General features: G+C 67.4%; 8 protein-coding genes and 1 tRNA gene. 6 read left to right on the forward strand and 3 right to left on the reverse strand.

What is annotated here, in order from left to right; genetic code table 11:
• Window positions 1-57 precede the first annotated feature (57 nt).
• From D457_RS0104550 to D457_RS0104570, 5 genes are all read left to right on the forward strand, one after another.
• A complete protein-coding gene (locus D457_RS0104550; RefSeq protein ID WP_394297029.1) occupies window positions 58-552 on the forward strand; it encodes a DUF721 domain-containing protein in 495 nt (164 codons plus the stop codon).
• Between the two features lie 474 nt (window positions 553-1026).
• Window positions 1027-2964, forward strand: a complete 1938-nt coding sequence (gene gyrB, locus D457_RS0104555; protein ID WP_083926663.1) for a DNA topoisomerase (ATP-hydrolyzing) subunit B — start codon at window positions 1027-1029, stop codon at window positions 2962-2964.
• A gap of 53 nt (window positions 2965-3017) precedes the next feature.
• Window positions 3018-5639, forward strand: coding sequence for a DNA gyrase subunit A (gyrA, locus tag D457_RS0104560; RefSeq protein ID WP_017579463.1), 2622 nt, complete (start codon window positions 3018-3020; stop codon window positions 5637-5639).
• A 101-nt stretch (window positions 5640-5740) separates the two neighbouring features.
• The gene (locus tag D457_RS0104565; RefSeq protein WP_026116325.1) at window positions 5741-6346 is read left to right on the forward strand and encodes a DUF3566 domain-containing protein; all 606 of its coding nucleotides are present in this window, start codon (window positions 5741-5743) and stop codon (window positions 6344-6346) included.
• A 200-nt stretch (window positions 6347-6546) separates the two neighbouring features.
• Window positions 6547-6620 (forward strand) — tRNA-Ile (locus D457_RS0104570).
• Window positions 6621-6679: 59 nt separating this feature from the next.
• Here the strand turns inward: D457_RS0104570 and D457_RS31875 are convergent.
• The 3 genes from D457_RS31875 to D457_RS0104585 all read right to left on the reverse strand — a co-directional run bounded on the left by D457_RS31875 (window position 6680) and on the right by D457_RS0104585 (window position 16547).
• Window positions 6680-8368: an MFS transporter gene (locus tag D457_RS31875; RefSeq protein ID WP_017579466.1), complete on the reverse strand. Its 1689-nt coding sequence runs from the start codon at window positions 8366-8368 to the stop codon at window positions 6680-6682.
• 2 nt (window positions 8369-8370) lie between these two features.
• Window positions 8371-15330, reverse strand: a complete 6960-nt coding sequence (locus D457_RS0104580) for a non-ribosomal peptide synthetase (RefSeq protein WP_160167385.1) — start codon at window positions 15328-15330, stop codon at window positions 8371-8373.
• 248 nt (window positions 15331-15578) lie between these two features.
• Window positions 15579-16547: a 50S ribosomal protein L11 methyltransferase gene (locus tag D457_RS0104585; RefSeq protein WP_017579468.1), complete on the reverse strand. Its 969-nt coding sequence runs from the start codon at window positions 16545-16547 to the stop codon at window positions 15579-15581.
• Between the two features lie 557 nt (window positions 16548-17104).
• On the opposite strand from D457_RS0104585, the gene D457_RS0104590 reads away from it, so the two are divergent.
• Window positions 17105-19435 (forward strand): ATP-binding cassette domain-containing protein, encoded by a 2331-nt coding sequence (locus D457_RS0104590; RefSeq protein ID WP_017579469.1) that lies wholly within the window; start codon window positions 17105-17107, stop codon window positions 19433-19435.
• Window positions 19436-19754 lie beyond the last annotated feature (319 nt).

A 19754-nucleotide genomic window follows, 5' to 3' on the forward strand; every position in this document is an offset into this window, starting at 1 on the left:
CCGAGGTCGGGTCATGACGCCCCGGGGTCCCCGTCCGACGCTGCCCCTCCACAGCCTGTGGACAAGAATCCTTCGGGGCCCCCGTCTGCTCGCGATTCCACCCCTGCCCCCGCCCCGGACCCCTCCCCTGTCTCCGGTGCCGATCTGGCCCGCCAGGCGCTGGCCCGGGCCAAGGCAGAGGCCCGCGACCGCGGAGCGGTGCCCCGGGGGATGAACCGGAATCGAAAGCGTGGCCGATTGCGGTCACGGAACGAGCCCCAACTGTTCGGTGACGCGGTGCGCACCTGGCTGATCGAGCACGGTTGGCAGGAGCAGGTGGCTATCGGCGGGGTGTTCGGCCGGTGGGCGGACATCGTGGGCGACTTCAACGCCGAGCACCTGCGCCCGGAGAGTTATTCGGAAGGCGAACTCGTCGTGGTGGCTGATTCACCGACGATGGCGGCCCACGCGCGAGCAATGGTGCGGGATCTGATGCGCCGTCTGAACGAGGAGCTGGGGGACGGCACCGTCATCGCCATCAAGGTCAAGGGTCCCGGTTTCCGCCGTCGATGACCCTTTTGGGTGTTGGTCTCCGAAGTGCTGAAAGGCTTTGTGACCTGGGTGTTCAGGGTGGTCCCGTGGGGTCTTCGGGGCGGTTCGGATCTCGGGAGCGAACCCCCTGCACTCGGGCCACGGCATCGGAGAGCGGAGGGTGATCAGCCTTCCAAGGCCACTCAACCGCGCCGGGACTTGCGCAAGGGCCCACCCGCGTGTAGGGACTCGGCTCCCGCCCCGAACGTTCGTTCTCGGGCGGCACAGCGCCGCCAATGCCACTTTGTCGCACCGTCCGGGGTATCATGGGGACGGTTCTTCAGACGCCTGTAGCCGGTACCACGCCCCCATATAGAGGGTGGGCGGACGGCCCGTGCGGTGAACGGTGATCCCCCAGGTGTCGCGGCACGTCGGCCCCTCGATCACCCTGCCGTGGGTTGCCCGTATCCGCTCGGCCGCGGCCGACAGGCGTCCCCAGCAGGAGGGTGTTCCCACTTGGCCTACGACGCAGGATCAATCACGGTTCTCGAGGGGCTTGAGGCAGTACGCAAGCGCCCAGGCATGTACATCGGCTCCACCGGGGAGCGGGGTCTGCACCACCTGGTCTACGAGGTGGTCGACAACTCGGTCGACGAGGCGTTGGCGGGTCACGCCGACGCCATCGAGGTGACCCTGCTCGCCGACGGCGGCATCAGGGTGGCCGACAACGGTCGAGGCATCCCGGTCGGTATCCACCCCGTGGAGAAGCGTCCGGCCGTGGAGGTCGTCCTCACCACGCTGCACGCGGGCGGCAAGTTCGACGGCAAGTCCTACGCCGTCTCCGGCGGTCTGCACGGTGTCGGCATCTCCGTCGTCAACGCGCTGTCCACGGCCCTGGACGTGGAGATTCGTCAGCAGGGGCACGTCTGGCGCCAGCACTACGAGATGACCGCCCCCACCGGCGAGCTCATCAAGGGCGAGGAGACTGACGAGACCGGTACCCAGATCACCTTCTGGGCCGACGGCAGCATCTTCGAGACCACCACGTTCTCGTTCGAGACGCTGGCCCGCCGGATGCAGGAGATGGCCTTCCTCAACAAGGGGCTGTCCATCACCATCCGCGACGAGCGGCCCGACCACATCGACGACGCCCCGGTGGTCAACACCTTCCACTACGAGGAAGGGCTGTCGGACTACGTCCGGCACATCAACGCCAAGAAGGAGCCGGCGCACGCGTCGATCATCTCCTTCGAGGAGGAGGGCGAAGGCATCGCGGTCGAGGTCGCCATGCAGTGGAACCAGTCCTACACCTCGTCGGTGCACACCTTCGCCAACACCATCAACACGGCGGAGGGCGGTACGCACGAAGAGGGTTTCCGCTCCGCGCTCACCACTCTGGTCAACCGGTACGCCAGGGACCAGAAGCTGCTGCGCGACAAGGAGGACAACCTCACCGGTGACGACATCCGCGAGGGTCTGACCGCGATCATCTCGGTCAAGCTCGCCGACCCGCAGTTCGAGGGCCAGACCAAGACGAAGCTTGGCAACACCGAGGCCAAGTCCTTCGTCCAGAAGGTCACCAACGAGCACCTGCGCGACTGGTTCGAGCGCAACCCGGGTGAGGGCAAGGACATCGTGTCCAAGGCCAGCCAGGCCGCCCGTGCCCGGGTCGCCGCCCGCCAGGCCCGCGACCTGACCCGCCGCAAGACCCTCCTCGAGACCACCTCCCTCCCGGGCAAGCTGTCGGACTGTCAGTCCACCAACCCGGAGGAGTGCGAGGTCTACATCGTCGAGGGCGACTCGGCCGGTGGCTCCGCCAAGGGCGGTCGCAACCCGCACAACCAGGCCATCCTGCCCATCCGCGGCAAGATCCTGAACGTCGAGAAGTCCCGTATCGACCGCATCCTCAAGAACAACGAGGTCCAGGCGATCATCACCGCTCTGGGCACCGGTATCCACGAGGAGTTCGACGCCGAGAAGCTGCGGTACCACAAGGTCATCCTGATGGCCGACGCCGACGTCGACGGTCAGCACATCCGCACGCTGCTGCTCACACTGCTGTTCCGCTTCATGAAGCCGCTGGTCGAGGCCGGGAACGTCTACCTGGCCGCCCCGCCGCTCTACAAGATCAAGTGGGACCAGAAGGGCAGCGACGCCGGCTACGCCTTCTCCGACGCCGAGCGGGACCGGATCATCGAGGCCGGGATCGCCGAGGGCAAGAGGGACCCGCGCCCGCGCGACATGGTGCAGCGCTTCAAGGGTCTGGGCGAGATGAACGCCAACGAGCTGTGGGACACCACGATGGACCCGGACCGCCGTGTCCTGCTCCAGGTCAGTCTGGAGGACGCGGCCCAGGCCGACGAGATGTTCAGCGTGCTCATGGGTGAGGACGTCGAGTCGCGGCGCGCCTTCATCCAGCGCAACGCCAAGGACGTCCGCTTCCTGGACATCTAGGTCCCCTGTTCCCACCCGTGCTCAAACAAGCTTCGTAGAAGGGATCGACATCCGTGACGGATGCGAACAGCCCCGACGCCCCTGAGGGCGGTGACTCCGGTGTGGAGTCCCTGCCGCGCGTGACCGATCGGATCGAACCGGTCGACATCCAGGTCGAGATGCAGCGCAGCTACCTCGACTACGCGATGTCGGTCATCGTCGGCCGCGCCCTCCCCGACGTCCGTGACGGGCTCAAGCCGGTCCACCAGCGCGTGCTCTACGCGATGTACGACGGCGGCTACCGCCCCGACCGCGGGTACTTCAAGTGCGCCCGCGTCGTCGGTGACGTGATGGGTAACTACCACCCGCACGGTGACAGCGCCATCTACGACACCCTGGTCCGCCTGGCCCAGTGGTGGTCGATGCGGATGCCGCTGGTCGACCCGAACGGCAACTTCGGCTCGCCTGGCAACGACCCGGCCGCCGCCATGCGTTACACCGAGTGCAAGCTCGCGCCGCTGGCCATGGAGATGCTCCGGGACATCGACAAGGAGACCGTCGACTTCCGGCCCAACTACGACGGCCGTTCCTCCGAGCCCGTCGTACTGCCCGCCCGCTTCCCGAACCTGCTGGTCAACGGCTCCTCGGGTATTGCGGTCGGGATGGCGACCAACATTCCGCCGCACAACCTGCGCGAGGTCGCCGACGGCGTCAACTGGTACCTGGACAACCCCGAGGCCGAGGACGAGGAGCTGCTCGACCAGCTCATCGCCCGGGTCAAGGGCCCCGACTTCCCGACCCGAGGCCTCATCGTGGGCAAGCGCGGGATCGAGGAGGCCTACCGGACCGGCCGCGGCTCCATCACCATGCGCGCCGTGGTCGAGGTCGAGGAGGACAGCCGGGGCCGTCAGACCCTGGTCATCACCGAGCTGCCCTACCAGGTCAACCCGGACAACCTCGCGCTGAAGATCGCCGATCTTGTCAAGGAAGGCAAGATGACCGGCATCGCCGACGTGCGAGACGAGAGCAGCGGCCGTACCGGCCAGCGCCTGGTCATCGTGCTCAAGCGCGACGCCGTCGCCAAGGTCGTGCTGAACAACCTGTACAAGCACACCCAGCTGCAGGACACCTTCGGCGCGAACATGCTGGCCCTGGTCGACGGGGTGCCGCGCACCCTGCGCCTGGACCAGATGATCCGCCACTGGGTCAAGCACCAGGTCGAGGTCATCGTCCGCCGGACGCAGTACCTCCTGCGCAAGGCCGAGGAGCGCGCGCACATCCTGCGCGCCCTCCTGCGGGCCATGGACCGCATCGACGAGGTCATCAGCCTCATCCGGAGCAGTGCCTCTGCCGACGAGGCGCGCACCGGCCTGATGGGCCTGCTGGAGATCGACGACATCCAGGCCCGTGCGATCCTCGACATGCAGCTTCGCAAGCTCGCCGCCCTGGAGCGCAACGCCCTGACGGCCGAGTACGACGAGCTGATGGCGCTCATCGACGACTACAACGACATCCTCTCCTCGGACGTGCGCCAGCGGAGCATCATCCGTGCGGAGCTGGGCGAGATCGTCGAGAAGTACGGCGACGAGCGGCGCACGCACATCATCCCGTTCGAGGGTGACATGCGCATGGAGGACTTCATCGCCGAGGAGGACGTGGTCGTCACGATCTCCCGCGGTGGGTACGCCAAGCGCACCCGTATCGACAACTACCGCGCCCAGAAGCGCGGTGGCAAGGGCGTGCGGGGTGCCCAGCTCAAACAGGACGACATCGTCCAGCACTTCTTCGTCACCACCACCCACCACTGGATCCTGTGCTTCACGAACCAGGGCCGGGTGTACCGGACGAAGGCCTACGAGCTGCCGGAGGCCGCTCGTGACGCCCGCGGCCAGCACGTCGCCAACCTGCTGCCCTTCCAGCCGGGCGAGGAGATCGCGCAGATCATGGCGCTGCGCGACTACGAGGCGGCGCCGTACCTGGTGCTGGCCACCCGCGAGGGCCTGGTCAAGAAGTCGCGCCTGGAGGACTTCGACTCCGCGCGCGCGGCGGGCATCATCGCGATCAACCTCCGCGAGGAGGACGAGCTGATCGCGGCGCGTCTGGTCTTCCCCGGCGACGACCTGCTGCTGATCTCCAGTGACGCCCAGGCGATCCGCTTCCCGGCCTCCGACGAGTCGTTGCGCCCCATGGGCCGCGCGACCAGCGGTGTGATCGGCATGCGGTTCCTGGAGGGCGACTACCTGCTCTCCATGGACGTCATCCGCCCCGACGACGGCTCCACCGACGTCCTGGTCACCACCGAGAACGGGTACGCGAAGCGGACCCCCTCGGAGCAGTACCCGGTGCAGAACCGCGGCGGCAAGGGTGTGCTGACGGCGAAGGTCGTGGAGGCCCGCGGCAAGCTGGTCGGTGCGCTCATGGTGGACCCGGAGGTGGACGAGATCTTCGCGATCACCTCCGCCGGCGGGGTCATCCGCACCGGAGCCGCCGAGGTGAAGCAGTCCGGCCGCACTACCATGGGCGTCCGCCTGATGAACCTGGACAAGGGCAACAAGATCGTGGCCGTCGCGGCCAACGCCGAGGCCGCGGAGGAGGCTGAGGCCGAGGAGGTCGCCGACGCCGTCGAGGCCGCCGAAGCCGCCGCGGCCGACACGGTCGAGGAGCAGGTCTCGGGTGAAGGCAACCCCGACGCCTAGACTGCGCGTTAAGCCCAGTACGTCCCGTGGGGTTCGTTTCGGCGGCCCCACGGGACACACGCATCGACCCGTCTCAACGAAAGTCCAGCGGTAACGCTTCTATGTCTGAGAACCAGCGGAACACCACCAGCAACGAGTCCGACGCGGCTGCGACCGCCGGTGACACGGACGTGGAGACGGCGGAGTCGACCGCTGAGGGCTCCTCAACGGCAACGGGTACGGAATCGGGGGGAACGACAGTGACGACCGAATCGAGGCCCGAGCCGGAGGAGCCCATGTCCTCGGGGGCCGCCCCGGAGGGACCGGGCGCCGTCAAGGCGACCCTGGCCAGCCGCAAGGCCCACCTGACCGTCTCCCGCGTGGAGCCGTGGTCGGTGATGAAGTTCAGCTTCGTGGTCGCCCTCGTCTGCTTCATCATCCTGTTCGTGGCGGTCGCGGTGATCTACGCGACCCTGTCGATGCTGGGTGTCTTCGACGAACTCACCAGCATGATCAACGCCCTCCTGGAGGGCGACGGCGGCGAGGACGAGCTGGGCCTGAACCCGGCCGCCTGGTTCTCCCCCGGTCGTGTGCTGGGCTACACGGGCGTGATCGGCGCGCTGAACGTCGTGCTGATCACCGCCCTGTCCACGGTGGGCGCGATGCTGTACAACCTGGTCTCCGACCTGGTCGGCGGCGTCGACGTGACCCTCTCCGAGGCCGAGTAGCCCTCGAACAGGCCCGTCGGGCCCGGCCTTCCTGAAACGGGCCGGGCCCGACGCCTTTCCCCAGCTGTCCCGAGCACTCCTCAAGCCCGCTAAAATGGGAGGTGAAGAGGGACGCGGCCCGGCCGTGTGCCTTCCTTCCCGCCCTGCGGAAACCGGTTCGCTCCGGCCCCCGGGATACGGTAGAGTTCCTGTCGGAACAAGGGCGTATAGCTCAGTCGGTTAGAGCGCATCCCTGATAAGGATGAGGCCCCAGGTTCAAGTCCTGGTACGCCCACATCATGTTGAGAGTCTCGCTCCCTTTCGAGGGGGCGGGACTCTCGTCTTTTTCGCGGGTCAGCTCTCCGGAACCTTCTCCTCTTCTTCCTGTTCCTGCCTGCGGTTGCGCAGCGCCGTCCCCACGATCGTGGCCCCGCTCAGCAGCAGGACCGTGGCATAGAAGATCAGGCTGGCGAAGTAGCCCTGCCGCACCACGGGGGTGACTGACTCGGACACCGCTTGGTCGACGGCGTCCGCCCGGGGGCCCTCGCCCGAACAGCTCACGTCGACCCCCGCGGTCACCTGCGCGAGCCCCTCGTGCGCGCAGACGCGGTAGTCCTCGATCACGATCACTGTTTCGTCCGCTGCCAGGCCCTGTTCCCGGAGCTGGACCGCGAGCGACTCGGCGCCTTCCTCGACAGCTGGCTGCCCTCTCAGGTCCGTCACACCGGTGAAGACGATGACCATGAACGCCACGCTCAGAGACTGGGAAATGATCTGGATCGTGGTGAAGACCCCGGAGGCCGTCGCGGCCATGGTGCCGGGGACGTGGCGCAGCAGCATCTCGTACAGGGGAACCGTCACCAGTGCCTGGCCCGCCCCGATCAGGGCCATTCCGGGAGCCAGGTGCGCGATGGTGAGTCCGGTCCCCGACACCTCCACCACGGCGGCGACGACCAGGATTCCCGCGACCATCGCCGAGATGCCCAGGAGGAGTACCCCCTCGTTCATGCGCTGCTTGAGTTTCTTGGCGAGTTCCGTCGCGAAGATGAAAGCGATACCGAAGGCCAGCAGCGACAGTCCGGCCGCGGGGGCTGAGAACCCCAGCACGGACTGGAGATAGAGCGTGGTCAACAGGAAGAAACCGGGCGGTCCCAGGAAGAACACGACGATCACGAGCAGACCGAACCGGAAATTGCGGTCCCGGAAGAGTTCCAGGGGGAGAACGGGGGTTCTCCCCGTCGCGGTGACACGCTGCTCGATCCGGACGAAGGCATAGGCCAGGACGGCCGCCATGCCCAAGGCGGCGTACGTCCACCAGGGCCACCCCTCCTCGCGCCCCTGGATCAGTGGGAAGACGGTGAGGCCGATGACCGCTCCGAGCACCGCGATGCCCGCCAGATCGAGCTGCACGTTCTTGGCCGGCTCGGAACGGTCGACGAACAGCAGGGCACCGATGATCGCGACCGCCGCGAGCGGCAGATTGACCAGAAAGATCCACCGCCATCCCAGGCCGGAGCCCTCGGGGCCGATGATCAGGCCGCCGATGACGATACCGCCTACCCAGGCACCGCCCATGGCCACGCCGAAGACCGCGAACGCCCGTTCTCGTGCGGCGCCGGTGAACATGGTGTGGATGGAGCCGACCGCCTGGGGAAGCACGAGGGCGGCGGCCAGGCCCTGGGCCACGCGCCCGAGTACAAGGGCCCAGTCACTCCAGGCCAGTCCGCACAGCAGCGACGCCGCCGCGAAGCCGACCAGGCCCGTGATGAACATGGTCCTGCGCCCGTAAAGATCCCCCAACCTGCCACCGGTGATGACGAGCACCGCGAAGGCTCCGCTGTAACTGATCGCGATGAGCTGGAGCGCCGAGAGGGAGGCGTTCAGGTCCTGCTGGATCGAGGGCAGGGCGACGTTGACGATGAAGAAGTCGACCTGGACCACGAAAGTCCCCAGCATCAGCACGATGAGGCCCAGCCAGCCGCGTGCCGACAGGCGATGGGTGGTCTCCTCGGTCCCCGACGCCGACTGCGAGTCCTTGCGCAAGGTCAGTCCTCTCCCGAAACGGTTTCCCCGGCCAACCCGAGGTCCTTCGCCACATGCGCCAGGTGTGCGGCCGACACGGCATCGAAGTGGTCGCCCGCGAGTTCGACCAGTGAAAGGCCACCGGCGCCGAGCGATTCCCACGCTTCGCGCTGGGCATCGCGCAGCTCCTGGTCTCGCTCGGACGCGATGTAGACGTGCAGAGGCGTCGAGATCGGCTCGGGCTTGTACCGGCGTCCGATCTCAACATGGTGCCGGAAGGTCGAGAAGGCGTTCCGGAGCTCGCGCTCCCGGACCGAGGGTTCGATCCAGCGGTGCTCGCGCGCCAGGGCGAACAGCTCGCTCCAGGAGGTCGGGGCCGGTGTCTCAGTGCTGCCCGAGCGGCGGCTCAGCTGCCGGGAGAACTCCGCGAGGAGTGCCTTCTCCCCCAGTGTCGTCTCACCTGTCAGCGGCTCCGAGTCGAGCAGCACCACCGATGCGGGTGGCTCTCCGAGCCCTTCCAGCAGTCGGGCCATCTCGAACGTGACGAGCCCGCCGAATGACCAGCCCAGAAGGTGCGGCCGGGACCCCTTCCCCGACTTCGCCCGGATCTCGTCCAGGTAGGCCTCGGCCATCGCCTCGACGGAATCGTGCTCTTGGTGGGGCAGCGCCCTCAGGGCCCAGACCGCCTGTCGTGGACCGCACAGCTCCTCGAACGGCTGGTAATGCAGAACGCTGCCGTCTGAAGGATGGGTGCAGACCAGCGGAGCGCTGTTCTCCCCGGAACGCAGCTCGACCAGCGCCGTGCGTTCGTTACGGCCGTCTCCGTTTCCGAGTGCCCTGGCCACGGCCCGTGGGCTGGGCGAGTTGAAGAGCTCCGGAATAGTCAGCTCGTGCCCGGTTTCCTCGTGCAGTTCGGACAGCAACCGCATCGCGTTGAGCGAGTGACCACCGAATTCGAAGAAGGAGTCACCCCCTCGAAGGTCGTCCCGGTCGAGTACACGGCGCCACAGGGCCAGAAGGCGGGCCTCCAGCTCTGTGGACGGCTCGTCGTCCGCTTCCTCATCGACCGGGACCGCCAACTCGGCCAGGGCCCGGCGGTCGGTCTTCCCGTTGCGGGTACGCGGAATCCCGTCCAGCCGAACGACGGCGGTGGGAAGCATGTACGCGGGCAGCGTGCGGCCGAGCTCGTCACACACGGTGTCGCGCGTGATGCTCTCGGAACCGACGACGAAGGCGTGTAGCCGCTGGCCCGCGCCGGAGCCGGCGACCGTGACGGCGGCCTCTCTGACCCCCGGGACCTGAACCAGCGCACTCTCGATTTCCCCGAGCTCGATCCGGAACCCGCGGATCTTAACCTGGTCGTCCATGCGCCCGAGGAAGTCCAAAGTCCCGTCCGGCCGCTGCCGCACCCGGTCCCCGCTGCGGAACAGCCTGGCTCCGAACGATCCGTCGAAGGGGTCGGGCAGGAAGCGTTCCCGCGTCAGCTCCGGTCGGTTGAGGTATCCGAGCGCGACCTGAGCTCCACCGATGTAGAGCTCCCCTTCGACGCCGACGGGCACGGGACGCATCCGCCGGTCGAGGACGTAGCACGTGGTGTTGGGAACGGGACGCCCGATGCTCGGCGTGCGCGGATCCTCCGAGGACGAGGGGACCGGAGCGGTCGTCGCGAGGATCGTGGTCTCGGTCGGACCGTAGCCGTTGACGAGCCGGAACGGAAAATCGTCCATGCGCTGGGGGTGCAGACGGTCTCCCCCTGTGACCACGGTCCGCAGGCTGATGCGGTCGATCGGGGGTCGCGGCTCGGCCAGCATCGCCTCCAACACGGGGGTGACGATGAAGCCGACCGTCGCTCCGGTCCTGGCGAGCCACTCCCACATGCCGGCCGGATCGGTCAGCGCGGCATCGGGCGCGATCGTCAGGGTCGCACCCGACGCGAGGGTCGGCCACAGGTCCATCACCGCGGCGTCGAACCCGAGGTTGACCGCCTGGACGCAGGTGTCGTCCGGGGACAACCGCAGTTCGTCCGAGTACCAGCGGACGAAGTTCTCCAGGCCGTGACGCCCGACCACGACACCCTTGGGCTGGCCGGTCGAGCCGGACGTGTAGATCACGTAGGCCGGGTCAGTCCCGCTCACGGGAGCCTTCTCGGGTGTCACCGATACGCGGTCGATGTGGTCGGGCCGGAGCTGTGCCACCTCGTCCGGGACCCGTCCTCGCTGGTTGGCCGTGGTCACGGCGATGCGCGCGCCGGAGTCACGGATGATGTAGATGATGCGCTCGTCTGGTGTGGAGGGGTCGATCGGCAGATAGGCGGCACCGCACTTCATGACCGCCAGGCAGGCCACGGCGAAGGCCGGGGACCGGTCGGTCAGCACCGGGGTGATGTGCCCCGGCTCCAACCCCTCGGCCTGGAGCCGGACGGCGAGTTCGTCGGAGGAGGCGTCCAGCTGACCGTAGGTCATCCGCTGTCCGGCACCCTCGACCGCGACTGCGTCCGGAGCGGCGAGTGCGTGCCGCCTGATCGCCGTCTCCAGCGGCTCGTCGCCCTCCCAGTCGCGCGCGGTGCTGTTCCACTCCCTGACGGCTCTGTCGTGTTCCTCCGGGGAGAGGAAGTCGTAGTCCCCGATCGCGCGGTCCGGGTCGTCCGCGATGAGGCCCAGCAACCGGACGTAGTGGTCGGCCGCCTGGTGGATCCACTCGGGATCGAAGAGTTCCCGATCGTACTCCCACCAGCCGGACAGATGGTCTTCCGAGGCCACAGCGCTGACGGTCAGGTCGAACTTCGACGTTCTCCAGGTGATGTCGACGTCTTCGAGTTCGAGGCTCGGCAGATCGACTTTTTCGGTCAGTTGGGGCTCAAGGGTGAAGAGCACCTGCAGCAGAGGAGGAAGGCTTGCGTCCCTGACCCCGCCGAGTCGGTCGATCAGAGCGTCGAAGGACACGTCGTGGTGTTCGAAGGCATGCGAACACGATCTCCTGACCTCGGCCAGCAGCTCTTGGAAGGTGACGTCGTCGTCAACGCCGGTGATGAGCGGTAGCGTCCCCGTGAACATCCCCACCACGCCGTCGGCTCCCCTGCGTCCGGCGAACGCGGTCCCCACCATCACCCGGTTGTTCTCCGAAGCCTGGTTGTAGCGCCGCATCAGCGCTTTGAAGGCCGCGAGCAGGGTGATGAATGGGGTTGCTCCGGTGGAGCGGGCCAGCTCTAGGAGGCGTTTCCATGTGTCACCCGCCAACCGCATGGGTACGCGAGCGCCCCGGTAGCTCCGCACGGAGGGGCGCTCGCGTGTGCTGGGCAGTGTGAGGACCGGAGGGGCCTGTTCCAGGGCCGATTGCCAGTAGGCCATGTCCTTCTCCGAGTTGCGGGGCCCGACCTCGCCACCGTCGAGAAGATCCACGTGCTGGACGGCGGAGGGCGGAGACCACACCGAGCCGCTGGCCGCGGCCCTGTAGGCGTCGGCGAGTTCCGGCAAAACCACCGCCAAGGAGGAGCCGTCGATCAACGCGTGGTGTACCAGCAGGACGAGCACGTGGTCGCGGTCGTCTATCCGGAGCAGCCCGGCACGGAACGTGGGCCCGTTCTCCAGGTCGAGTTCGGTGGCGGCGTACTCCTCCAGAGCCTTGGCGATCTCGGATTCGGAGGCGCCCTCGGACAGCGGGATGTGGTCGATAACCGCACGGGCAGCGGCTTCGGTGAACAGGGTGGGCTCGCCGTCCACCAACCGGATGGTGCCGCGCAGGGCCGCGTGGTGCCTGACGACATGGTCGAGCGCCGCACCCAGGGCGAGGGGTTCCAGCGCTCCGCGGATCCGCCAGCCCTTGCAGATGTTGTAGAGAGTTCGTTCACCACTGACCTGTTGGTGCAGGTAGATACCGCGTTGGTGCGCGCTCACCGGGCTTCTTCGCGGCTCGTGTGACCGCGGCGCGGGTAGCCGCGGTTCGACGTCGTAGCCGTGGCGGTTCGCGATGAAGCGCGACATCGGTGACAGCGAGGAGAGGTCGAAGGAACCCCGCCAGGTCTCGTTGACCTCCGGTCGAATCCGGTCGTACGACGTGAACTTGGGGTCGCCCGCCATTCGGGACACGGGGTGGAGACCATCGGCCATACGTTCCGCGAGGTCCGAGTAGGGGGCCGCCATCAGCGGGTCGAACCCGACCCCCAGGAAATCCGCCACCTCGCCTATCCGCTCCTCCGGGGCGGCCAGGAGGTCCTCGAACCGCAGGACCATACGCCGCTCTTCGGGGAGCGATCGGAAGAACGACTCGACGTTGCTGTTACTCGCCAGCCAGATGAGTTCGGCGAGCTCCCGCGAGGAGGAGTGGGGGAAGCGGTGCCGGAAGACCTGCTCTAGCCGAATCGACTCGTAGGAGTGGATCATCGCCGCGGGGTGGCGGATCAGATGGATGTACCGGGCCCCGTCGAAGACCTGTTCTGCGCGCTTCAGCGCTGACGGGTCCATCGCGTACGTCGTGGTCTTGTCGACGAGTAACCGTTCCCCCAGAAGACCCTGGAGTGTCGCGTAGACGTCGCGTGTCCTTGGGTGCCGGTCGTGGTCCTCGACCTGGAGGCAGGCCTCCTCCGGGGAACACGAGAGCAATTCCACCAAGGCCCTCTGTAGGCCGTCGTGGGCGTTGCGCCCGTTCAGGGCCTCCGCGCGCTCTCTCATGGAGTCGAAGCCGAGCAGGTCCAGCTCCGGAGGAGCGAACAGCCGCGCACTTCCCGCGAGCATGACCCTCAGCAGGGTTGACCCCGACCGGGGTGCTGACAGCACGAAGGCCGCGGGGGCCAGACGCGGGTCCTGGCCCGGCACCGGTCGGGGGCCGGTGACCACGTCGCGGAACACTCGCAGCCGGTCGGCGTCCACCTTCCGGTCCGTGGCCGGGGTGCGCCCGGAGGCTCCTCTGGTCAGGTTTTCGGCGGTCTCCGGGTACTCGGCCTCAAGGAAAGCGCAGAAGCCCGCGAGTGTCGGATGGTCGAAGAGCGCTGAGACGAAGATGGTCTGCCCGGCACACTCCTCCAGCCTGTTGACGAAGGCGCCCGCCTTCAGTGAACTGCCGCCCAGGGCGAAGAAGTCATCTCTGGGGCCGAGGCCGCGGGCCCCGAGCAGTTCCTGCCAGTGTCCGGCCACCGCCTCCTGCAGAGGCGTCGTGCTCGGCGCTTGGGGAAGCACGGCGTTCTCGCCGGCCGGAACCGGTACCCGTGCCGGTTCCGGGGTCTTCTCCGCGGCCGCTGCGCTCGCTGTGGCCGCTGCGGAGACGAGTGAGGCGCGGTCGAGTTTTCCGTTGGGCAGTACCGGAATGCTTTCGACCGCGGTGTAACGTGCGGGCAGCATGTACACGGGAAGGTGAACGGACAGGGCTGAGCGCAGGCGCGCCGTGTCCCGTTCCGCACCTCTCCACACCACGTAGGCCGTGAGCTCCGGTCCGTGCCCGCCTTCCTCCACGGTCACCACGGCGTCGCGTACATCGGCCACGCTGCGCAGACACGCTTCGATCTCACCGGTCTCGATCCGGTGCCCCGAGATTTTGACCTGGTTGTCTACACGGCCCAGGAGTTCCAGCCGGCCGTTGGAGAGAAAACGTGCCAGGTCACCGGTGCGATACAGACGCTCGTCGGTGTCCCAGGGAGTTTTCAGGAACCGCTCGGCGGAAAGCTCGGGGCGGTTGCGGTATCCGCGTGTGACCCCCAGTCCTCCGATGTACAGTTCGCCCGTGGCGCCGATCGGCAAGGGCTGGAGGTACCTGTCGAGCACGTAGACCCGTGTGTTGGCCAGGGGTGTGCCCACCGGGGGTCGTGCTAGGTCGTCGTTGTCGATCCGCGCAGCGGTCGACCAGACGGTGGTCTCTGTGGGGCCGTACACGTTCCAGACGTCGTTCGTGTGACCGAGGAAGTCCCGTGCCAGATCGGAGGGCATGGGTTCCCCACCGCACATGATCTTCAGGGCCGGGGGCGGTGCCGAGGTGTTGAGCAGCATGCGCCACGTCGTGGGTGTGGCCTGCATGATGGTCGCCCCGGAGGTTTCGAGGAGCTGTCCGAGTCGGCGGCCGTCCCGGGTCTCGCCGTCCCGGGCGATGGTCAGGCGCGCGCCGACGGCGAGCGGACCCAGGAGTTCGAACACGGAGATGTCGAACGACAGGGATGTTACGGAGAGCAAGTGGTCACCGCCGTCGAGCCCGACCAACTCCTTCAGCGACAGGAGCAGGTTGACCGCGGACCTGTGCTCGACCTCGACACCTTTGGGCGAACCGGTCGTTCCCGAGGTGTACATGACGTAGGCCAGGTCGTCCGGACCGACCGATGGTTCCGGGTTCGAGTCGTCCTCGTTCGCGGCCAGCTCCAGCGCGTCCTCCAGGGCGAGGCGGCTCGTCTCCCGACCGCTGATCGGGACCGTCGAGCTCCGTTCGGTCAGCAGCAGAGGTGTTCGGCTGTCCGTCACCATGTGATGGATGCGGGCGGCCGGGTAGTGGGGATCGAGCGGCAGGTAGGGGTGCCCGGCCTTGAGCACCGCCAGCAGGGCGATGAGGGTGTCGGTCGACCGGTTCAGGCACAGTCCGACGGGCTCGCCCGGAATCGCTCCGATTTTGTGCAGGAGGCGCGCGAGCCGGTTGGCGCTCGCGTTCAGTTCCCGGTAGGTAAAGGTCCGGTCTCCGTCGGTGGCGGCGATGGACAGGGGCGTGCGTGCTACCTGCCTCTCGAAGAGGCCGTGGACCGTGGCGTTGTCAGGCAGGGGGCGGTCGGTCCGGTTCCAGCGGTCGAGCAGGTCTCGGTCCTCCGCGCCGATGAGGGCCAGGCAGCTGATCGGCGAGTCCGGGTTGGCAGCGGCGTCGGCGGCCAGTGCCAGCAGCGCGGGCTGGAGCAGGTGAGGGCTGTCGTCACCGTTCCACGCGCTGATCTCGCAACGCAGCTGGTCGCCGAAGCGCCGCACCACGGCGTGCAGGTCCGCTGCGCCGCGAACTTCTCCGTCCGGCTGACGCGCGCCCAACAGGCCGCGTGTTGACACTTCGCGCCGGAGGTCGTGAACGTGCGTGTGCCTGAGCCCGTCCCCGTCCCCGTCCTCAAGGACGACCCGGACGAGGGTCTCACCGGTGAGTCGGGACCGCAGGATGGCCAGGAGCGCGCCTGCCGGGCACCAGTCGGGACAAGCGGTGCTTCGGGCAGTGACTCCGATTTCACCGACGAGGTGCCGGGGAAGTCGGACAGAGGGGTTCGAGGCAGCAGCGGACACCTGTGTTAATCCTTCGTGAGCGAGCGGACCTGGAGGACGTTGGTGGCTTTCCAAGAGTCGTCTGTGCTGACGGTGACGCGGTCACCGGCCGAGACGTGCAGCGACTGGGACAGAGGGGTGTACGTTTCCGTGGTCCACAGGGGCCTGTCCTGGTAGGCCAGTTCCTGGGTCCAGACGACACCGGTCAGGAGACCGGGCGACGTGACCTGGAGTTCTGCCTCTTCGGGGAGGCCGGTGAACTTCTCCGCGCTGTAGTCGATCTCGGCGAAGGGGGCGGGATTCGTCAACAGGCGGAGCCCGTCCCTGGAGAATTGGATGGAGGCCATGCTCGTCGGGGGCCGCCAGTCCTTCGACGAGGGGTCGATGGGACGGCTTCGCTTGAGCGCCAGCTCCTGTTCGGTGCGGTCGATGAGCGGCTCGAAGTCCAATCCGTAACAGCCACGAAGGAGATCGCCCGCCTGGTGGAGATCGCTGATTTCGGTGTGCATGTCCCAGTCGTTTCGATGGCAGCCCGCGAAACGGTATCGGATCTGCCCGGGGACGATGCTGCATCCATTGGTTCCGAACCGATCGCGCAGGTCAAATACCATTCGCGACCGGGCTTCGTCGACCAGTGGGTGATTGGTGTAAATGAACGCCAGGAGCAGGTCGAATTTTTGGTTTTTGTCGATCCCCGGAATGTCTGGGTCCATCAGGTCGGCTTCGGTGAATGTGATTCTGTCCGAAAGTCCGTTCTTCGCTGCGATCGCGCGCGCGACGTCGAGGTGCTGGCGATCGATCCCGACCGCTTCCGACGCTCCCGCGGCAAGCGCGATGAGGGCCAGGAGGCCGCTCCCAGTTCCGGCGTCGAGTACTCGGTCGCCGGGATTGACGGCCGCCTGAACCGCCCGCATGACGTTGTGGCCGCGGTCGAGGCTCAGGAGGAGCCGCAGGTGGAGGTCGGTGGTGAAGGGTACGTCGACGAGTTTGGACACAGAGCACGCTCCAAGGTGGTTTTGCCTTTCTGGCATGACAGGACTCAAGGGTCAGGGAGTGCAGGTCCTCGGGGGAGTGATTTTTCACAGAGTAACCATGAGGGGGTGCTGGCAGCCAAGAAATTTTCGGTTTATTGGAAGTTGCACTGAGTAAAGATCAAGGCTCTCACCAGCGCTTTTTTTGTGCGGTGGGTTCGAGTTCTTTGGGGTTGGCCGGTATTGGCCATTTTTGGTACTCGGCGCTTTTTGGCCTGCTTCTCGGGCTGGAAGCACTGGCGCGGCCCAGGTGATCTCTCCAGCTCTGCGCGGATGTTCGTCACCACCGCGCCTTGTGCCCGCGAAGGTGGCGGAGGCTTCCTCTGCGTCCGGTCTGACGAGGTGATTGGCGATGAGTCTGTTGTCTGTGTGCTGCTATGCGTGTAATGCGAACTAGATGATTATTTGAGCTTGCAAATATAAAAATGACCTCTATTAGCCACGAACCTCTGAGTGTCGGTTTGCCTGAAGCGGGCCGTCCATGGTCCGGGACCGGGTCCGGGCAGGGTAAGCCTGTGGGCATGACAGAGTTCGACGACCGCATCAGGGTGCGCGGCGCCCGCATCCACAACCTCAAGAACGTGGACACGGAGCTGCCCCGCGACGCCCTGGTCGCCTTCACCGGAGTTTCGGGCTCGGGGAAGTCCTCGCTCGCCTTCGGGACGCTCTACGCCGAGTCCCAGCACCGGTACCTGGAGTCGGTGGCGCCCTACGCGCGGCGTCTGCTCCAGCAGCTGCCCGCCCCCGAGGTAGACGACATCACCGGGATGCCGCCCGCCGTCGCGCTCGCCCAACCGCGGTCCGCTCCCTCGGTCAGGTCCACGGTGGGCACCCTGACCACCGTCTCCAACACACTGCGCATGCTCCTGTCCCGTGCGGGGGACTACCCGCCCGGGGCAGAGCACCTGGACTCGGACTCCTTCTCCCCCAACACCGTGGCGGGGGCCTGCCCCGCCTGTCACGGGGAGGGGGTCGAGCACGAGGTGACTGAGGGCTCGCTGGTGCCCGACCCGGCGTTGAGTATCGCCGAGGGCGCCGTCGCCTCCTGGCCCGGCGCCTGGCAGGGCAAGAACCTGCGCGACATCCTCGACACCCTGGGGTACGACATCCACAAGCCCTGGCGGGAGCTGCCCCAAGGCGAGCGGGACTGGATCCTGTTCACTGACGAACAGCCCGTGGTGACCGTCCACCCGATCCGGGAGGCGGGCCGCGTCCACCGTCCTTACCAGGGCAAGTACAGCAGCGCCCGGCGGCTGGTACTCAAGGCCTACGCCTCCTCGGCCAGCGAGACCCGGCGGCGCAAAGCGGCCGAGTTCATGGTCAACCGGACCTGCCCGGAATGCGGCGGGCGGCGGCTGCGGCAGGAGGCGCTGCGGGTCACCTTCGCCGGGTACACCATCACCGAGCTGGCCGCGATGCCGCTGACCGAACTCGTCGCCGTGCTGCGCCCTTGGAAGGAAACGGCCGGGGCGGCCAGTGCGTTGGCCGAGGAGATCACCGCGCGGGTCGAGGTACTGGAGGAGCTGGGCCTGGGCTACCTGAGCGTGGACCGTCCGGCGCCGACCCTGTCTACCGGGGAGTTCCAGCGGATCCGGCTCGCCACCCAGCTCGGCACCGGACTGTTCGGCGTGGTCTACGTCCTGGACGAGCCCTCCGCGGGCCTGCACCCCGCCGACTGCGAAGCGCTCTCGGGCATCCTGCGGCGGCTGCGGGACGGCGGCAACACGGTGTGCTTCGTCGAGCACGACCTGGACATCGTGCGCGGCGCGGAATGGATCGTGGACGTGGGTCCCGACGCCGGTGAACACGGCGGGCGGGTGCTGTACAGCGGACCGGTCGCCGGACTGCGCGACGTGCCGGAGTCGGTGACTCGCCGCTACCTCTTCCACGACGACCTTCCCGAACGCCCCTCGCACACGCCTCGCGGGGCCCTGGAACTGCGCGGGGTCACCGGCAACAACCTCCGGGCCCTGGACGTGGACGTCCCTCTCGGGGTGTTCACGACCGTCACTGGGGTGTCGGGTTCGGGCAAGTCCACGCTGCTGGCGAAGATCGCCGACCGCGCGGCCGAACGGGGTCGGGTGGTGTGGGTCAGCCAGCAGCCCATCGGCCGCACCCCGCGCTCCAACCTGGCCACCTACACCGGGCTCTTCGACACGGTGCGCAAGCTGTTCGCCGCCACCGACGACGCCCGCGCGTTCGGCTACGGTCCGGGCCGGTTCTCCTTCAACGTCGTGGGCGGACGCTGCCCGACCTGTGAGGGCGAGGGCTTCGTTTCGGTGGAACTGCTGTTCCTGCCCACCACCTACGCTCCGTGCCCGACCTGCGGTGGCTCCCGCTACAACGAGGACACGCTGCGGGTGCGCTACCGGCGGCTGACCGTCGCGGACGTGCTGGCCATGTCAGTGGAGGAGGCGGTGGGGTTCTTCACCGAGGAGCCGTCGGTGAGCAGGGCCCTGGAGACCCTCGCCGGGGTCGGCCTGGGCTACCTGCGGTTGGGGCAGCCCGCTACCGAGCTGTCCGGTGGAGAGGCGCAGCGGATCAAGCTCGCCACCGAACTCCAGCGCCGCAAGGTCGCGGACACGGTCTACCTGCTCGACGAACCCACCACGGGGCTGCACGCCCATGACACCGACGTCCTCATGGGCCGCCTGTGGGAGCTGGTCGGGGCCGGGGCCACCGTGATCGCGGCCGAGCACGACATGCGGGTGGTGGCCACCGCCGACCACGTCATCGACCTCGGCCCGGGCGGTGGTTCGGAAGGCGGCCGGATCGTCGTCCAGGGCCCACCCGCGCGGGTGGCGGCGGCCCCGCAGAGCCGGACCGGCACTTACCTGAAGGAGCTGCTCTGATGCGCCAGGCCCCCTGGCCGCCACCCGGAACCAGCTCAGCGGCGACTGCGGACACGGACCCGGCACCAGACGGGAGCTGACCTCGGCCGAGGCGATTCGTGGACTTGTCGACAGGTCGAGGAGACATGTCGACAGGCCGGCCTGTCACCTTTTCAGCGCTGTTCAGGCCGGGCCCCGCCGCCTTGTCTCGGAGTGTGGACGGTTCGGATTTTTTCTTCTGCTCGTGACCGGGCGGTCGCGTGCTGCAAGGCTCCCTAGTCAACCGGGGTTTCTCACCGACCGTTCGGTCAGGACACATAGTTTCAACTGCGAAGAAGCG

This window comes from Nocardiopsis valliformis DSM 45023 (assembly GCF_000340985.1).
GTDB lineage: Bacteria > Actinomycetota > Actinomycetes > Streptosporangiales > Streptosporangiaceae > Nocardiopsis > Nocardiopsis exhalans.

Excerpts from the sequence above, each read along its gene's own strand:
- D457_RS0104590 (WP_017579469.1), top strand. The coding sequence starts at position 17,105 with ATGACAGAGTTCGACGACCGCATCAGGGTGCGCGGCGCCCGCATCCAC.
- D457_RS0104565 (WP_026116325.1), top strand. The coding sequence starts at position 5,741 with ATGTCTGAGAACCAGCGGAACACCACCAGCAACGAGTCCGACGCGGCT.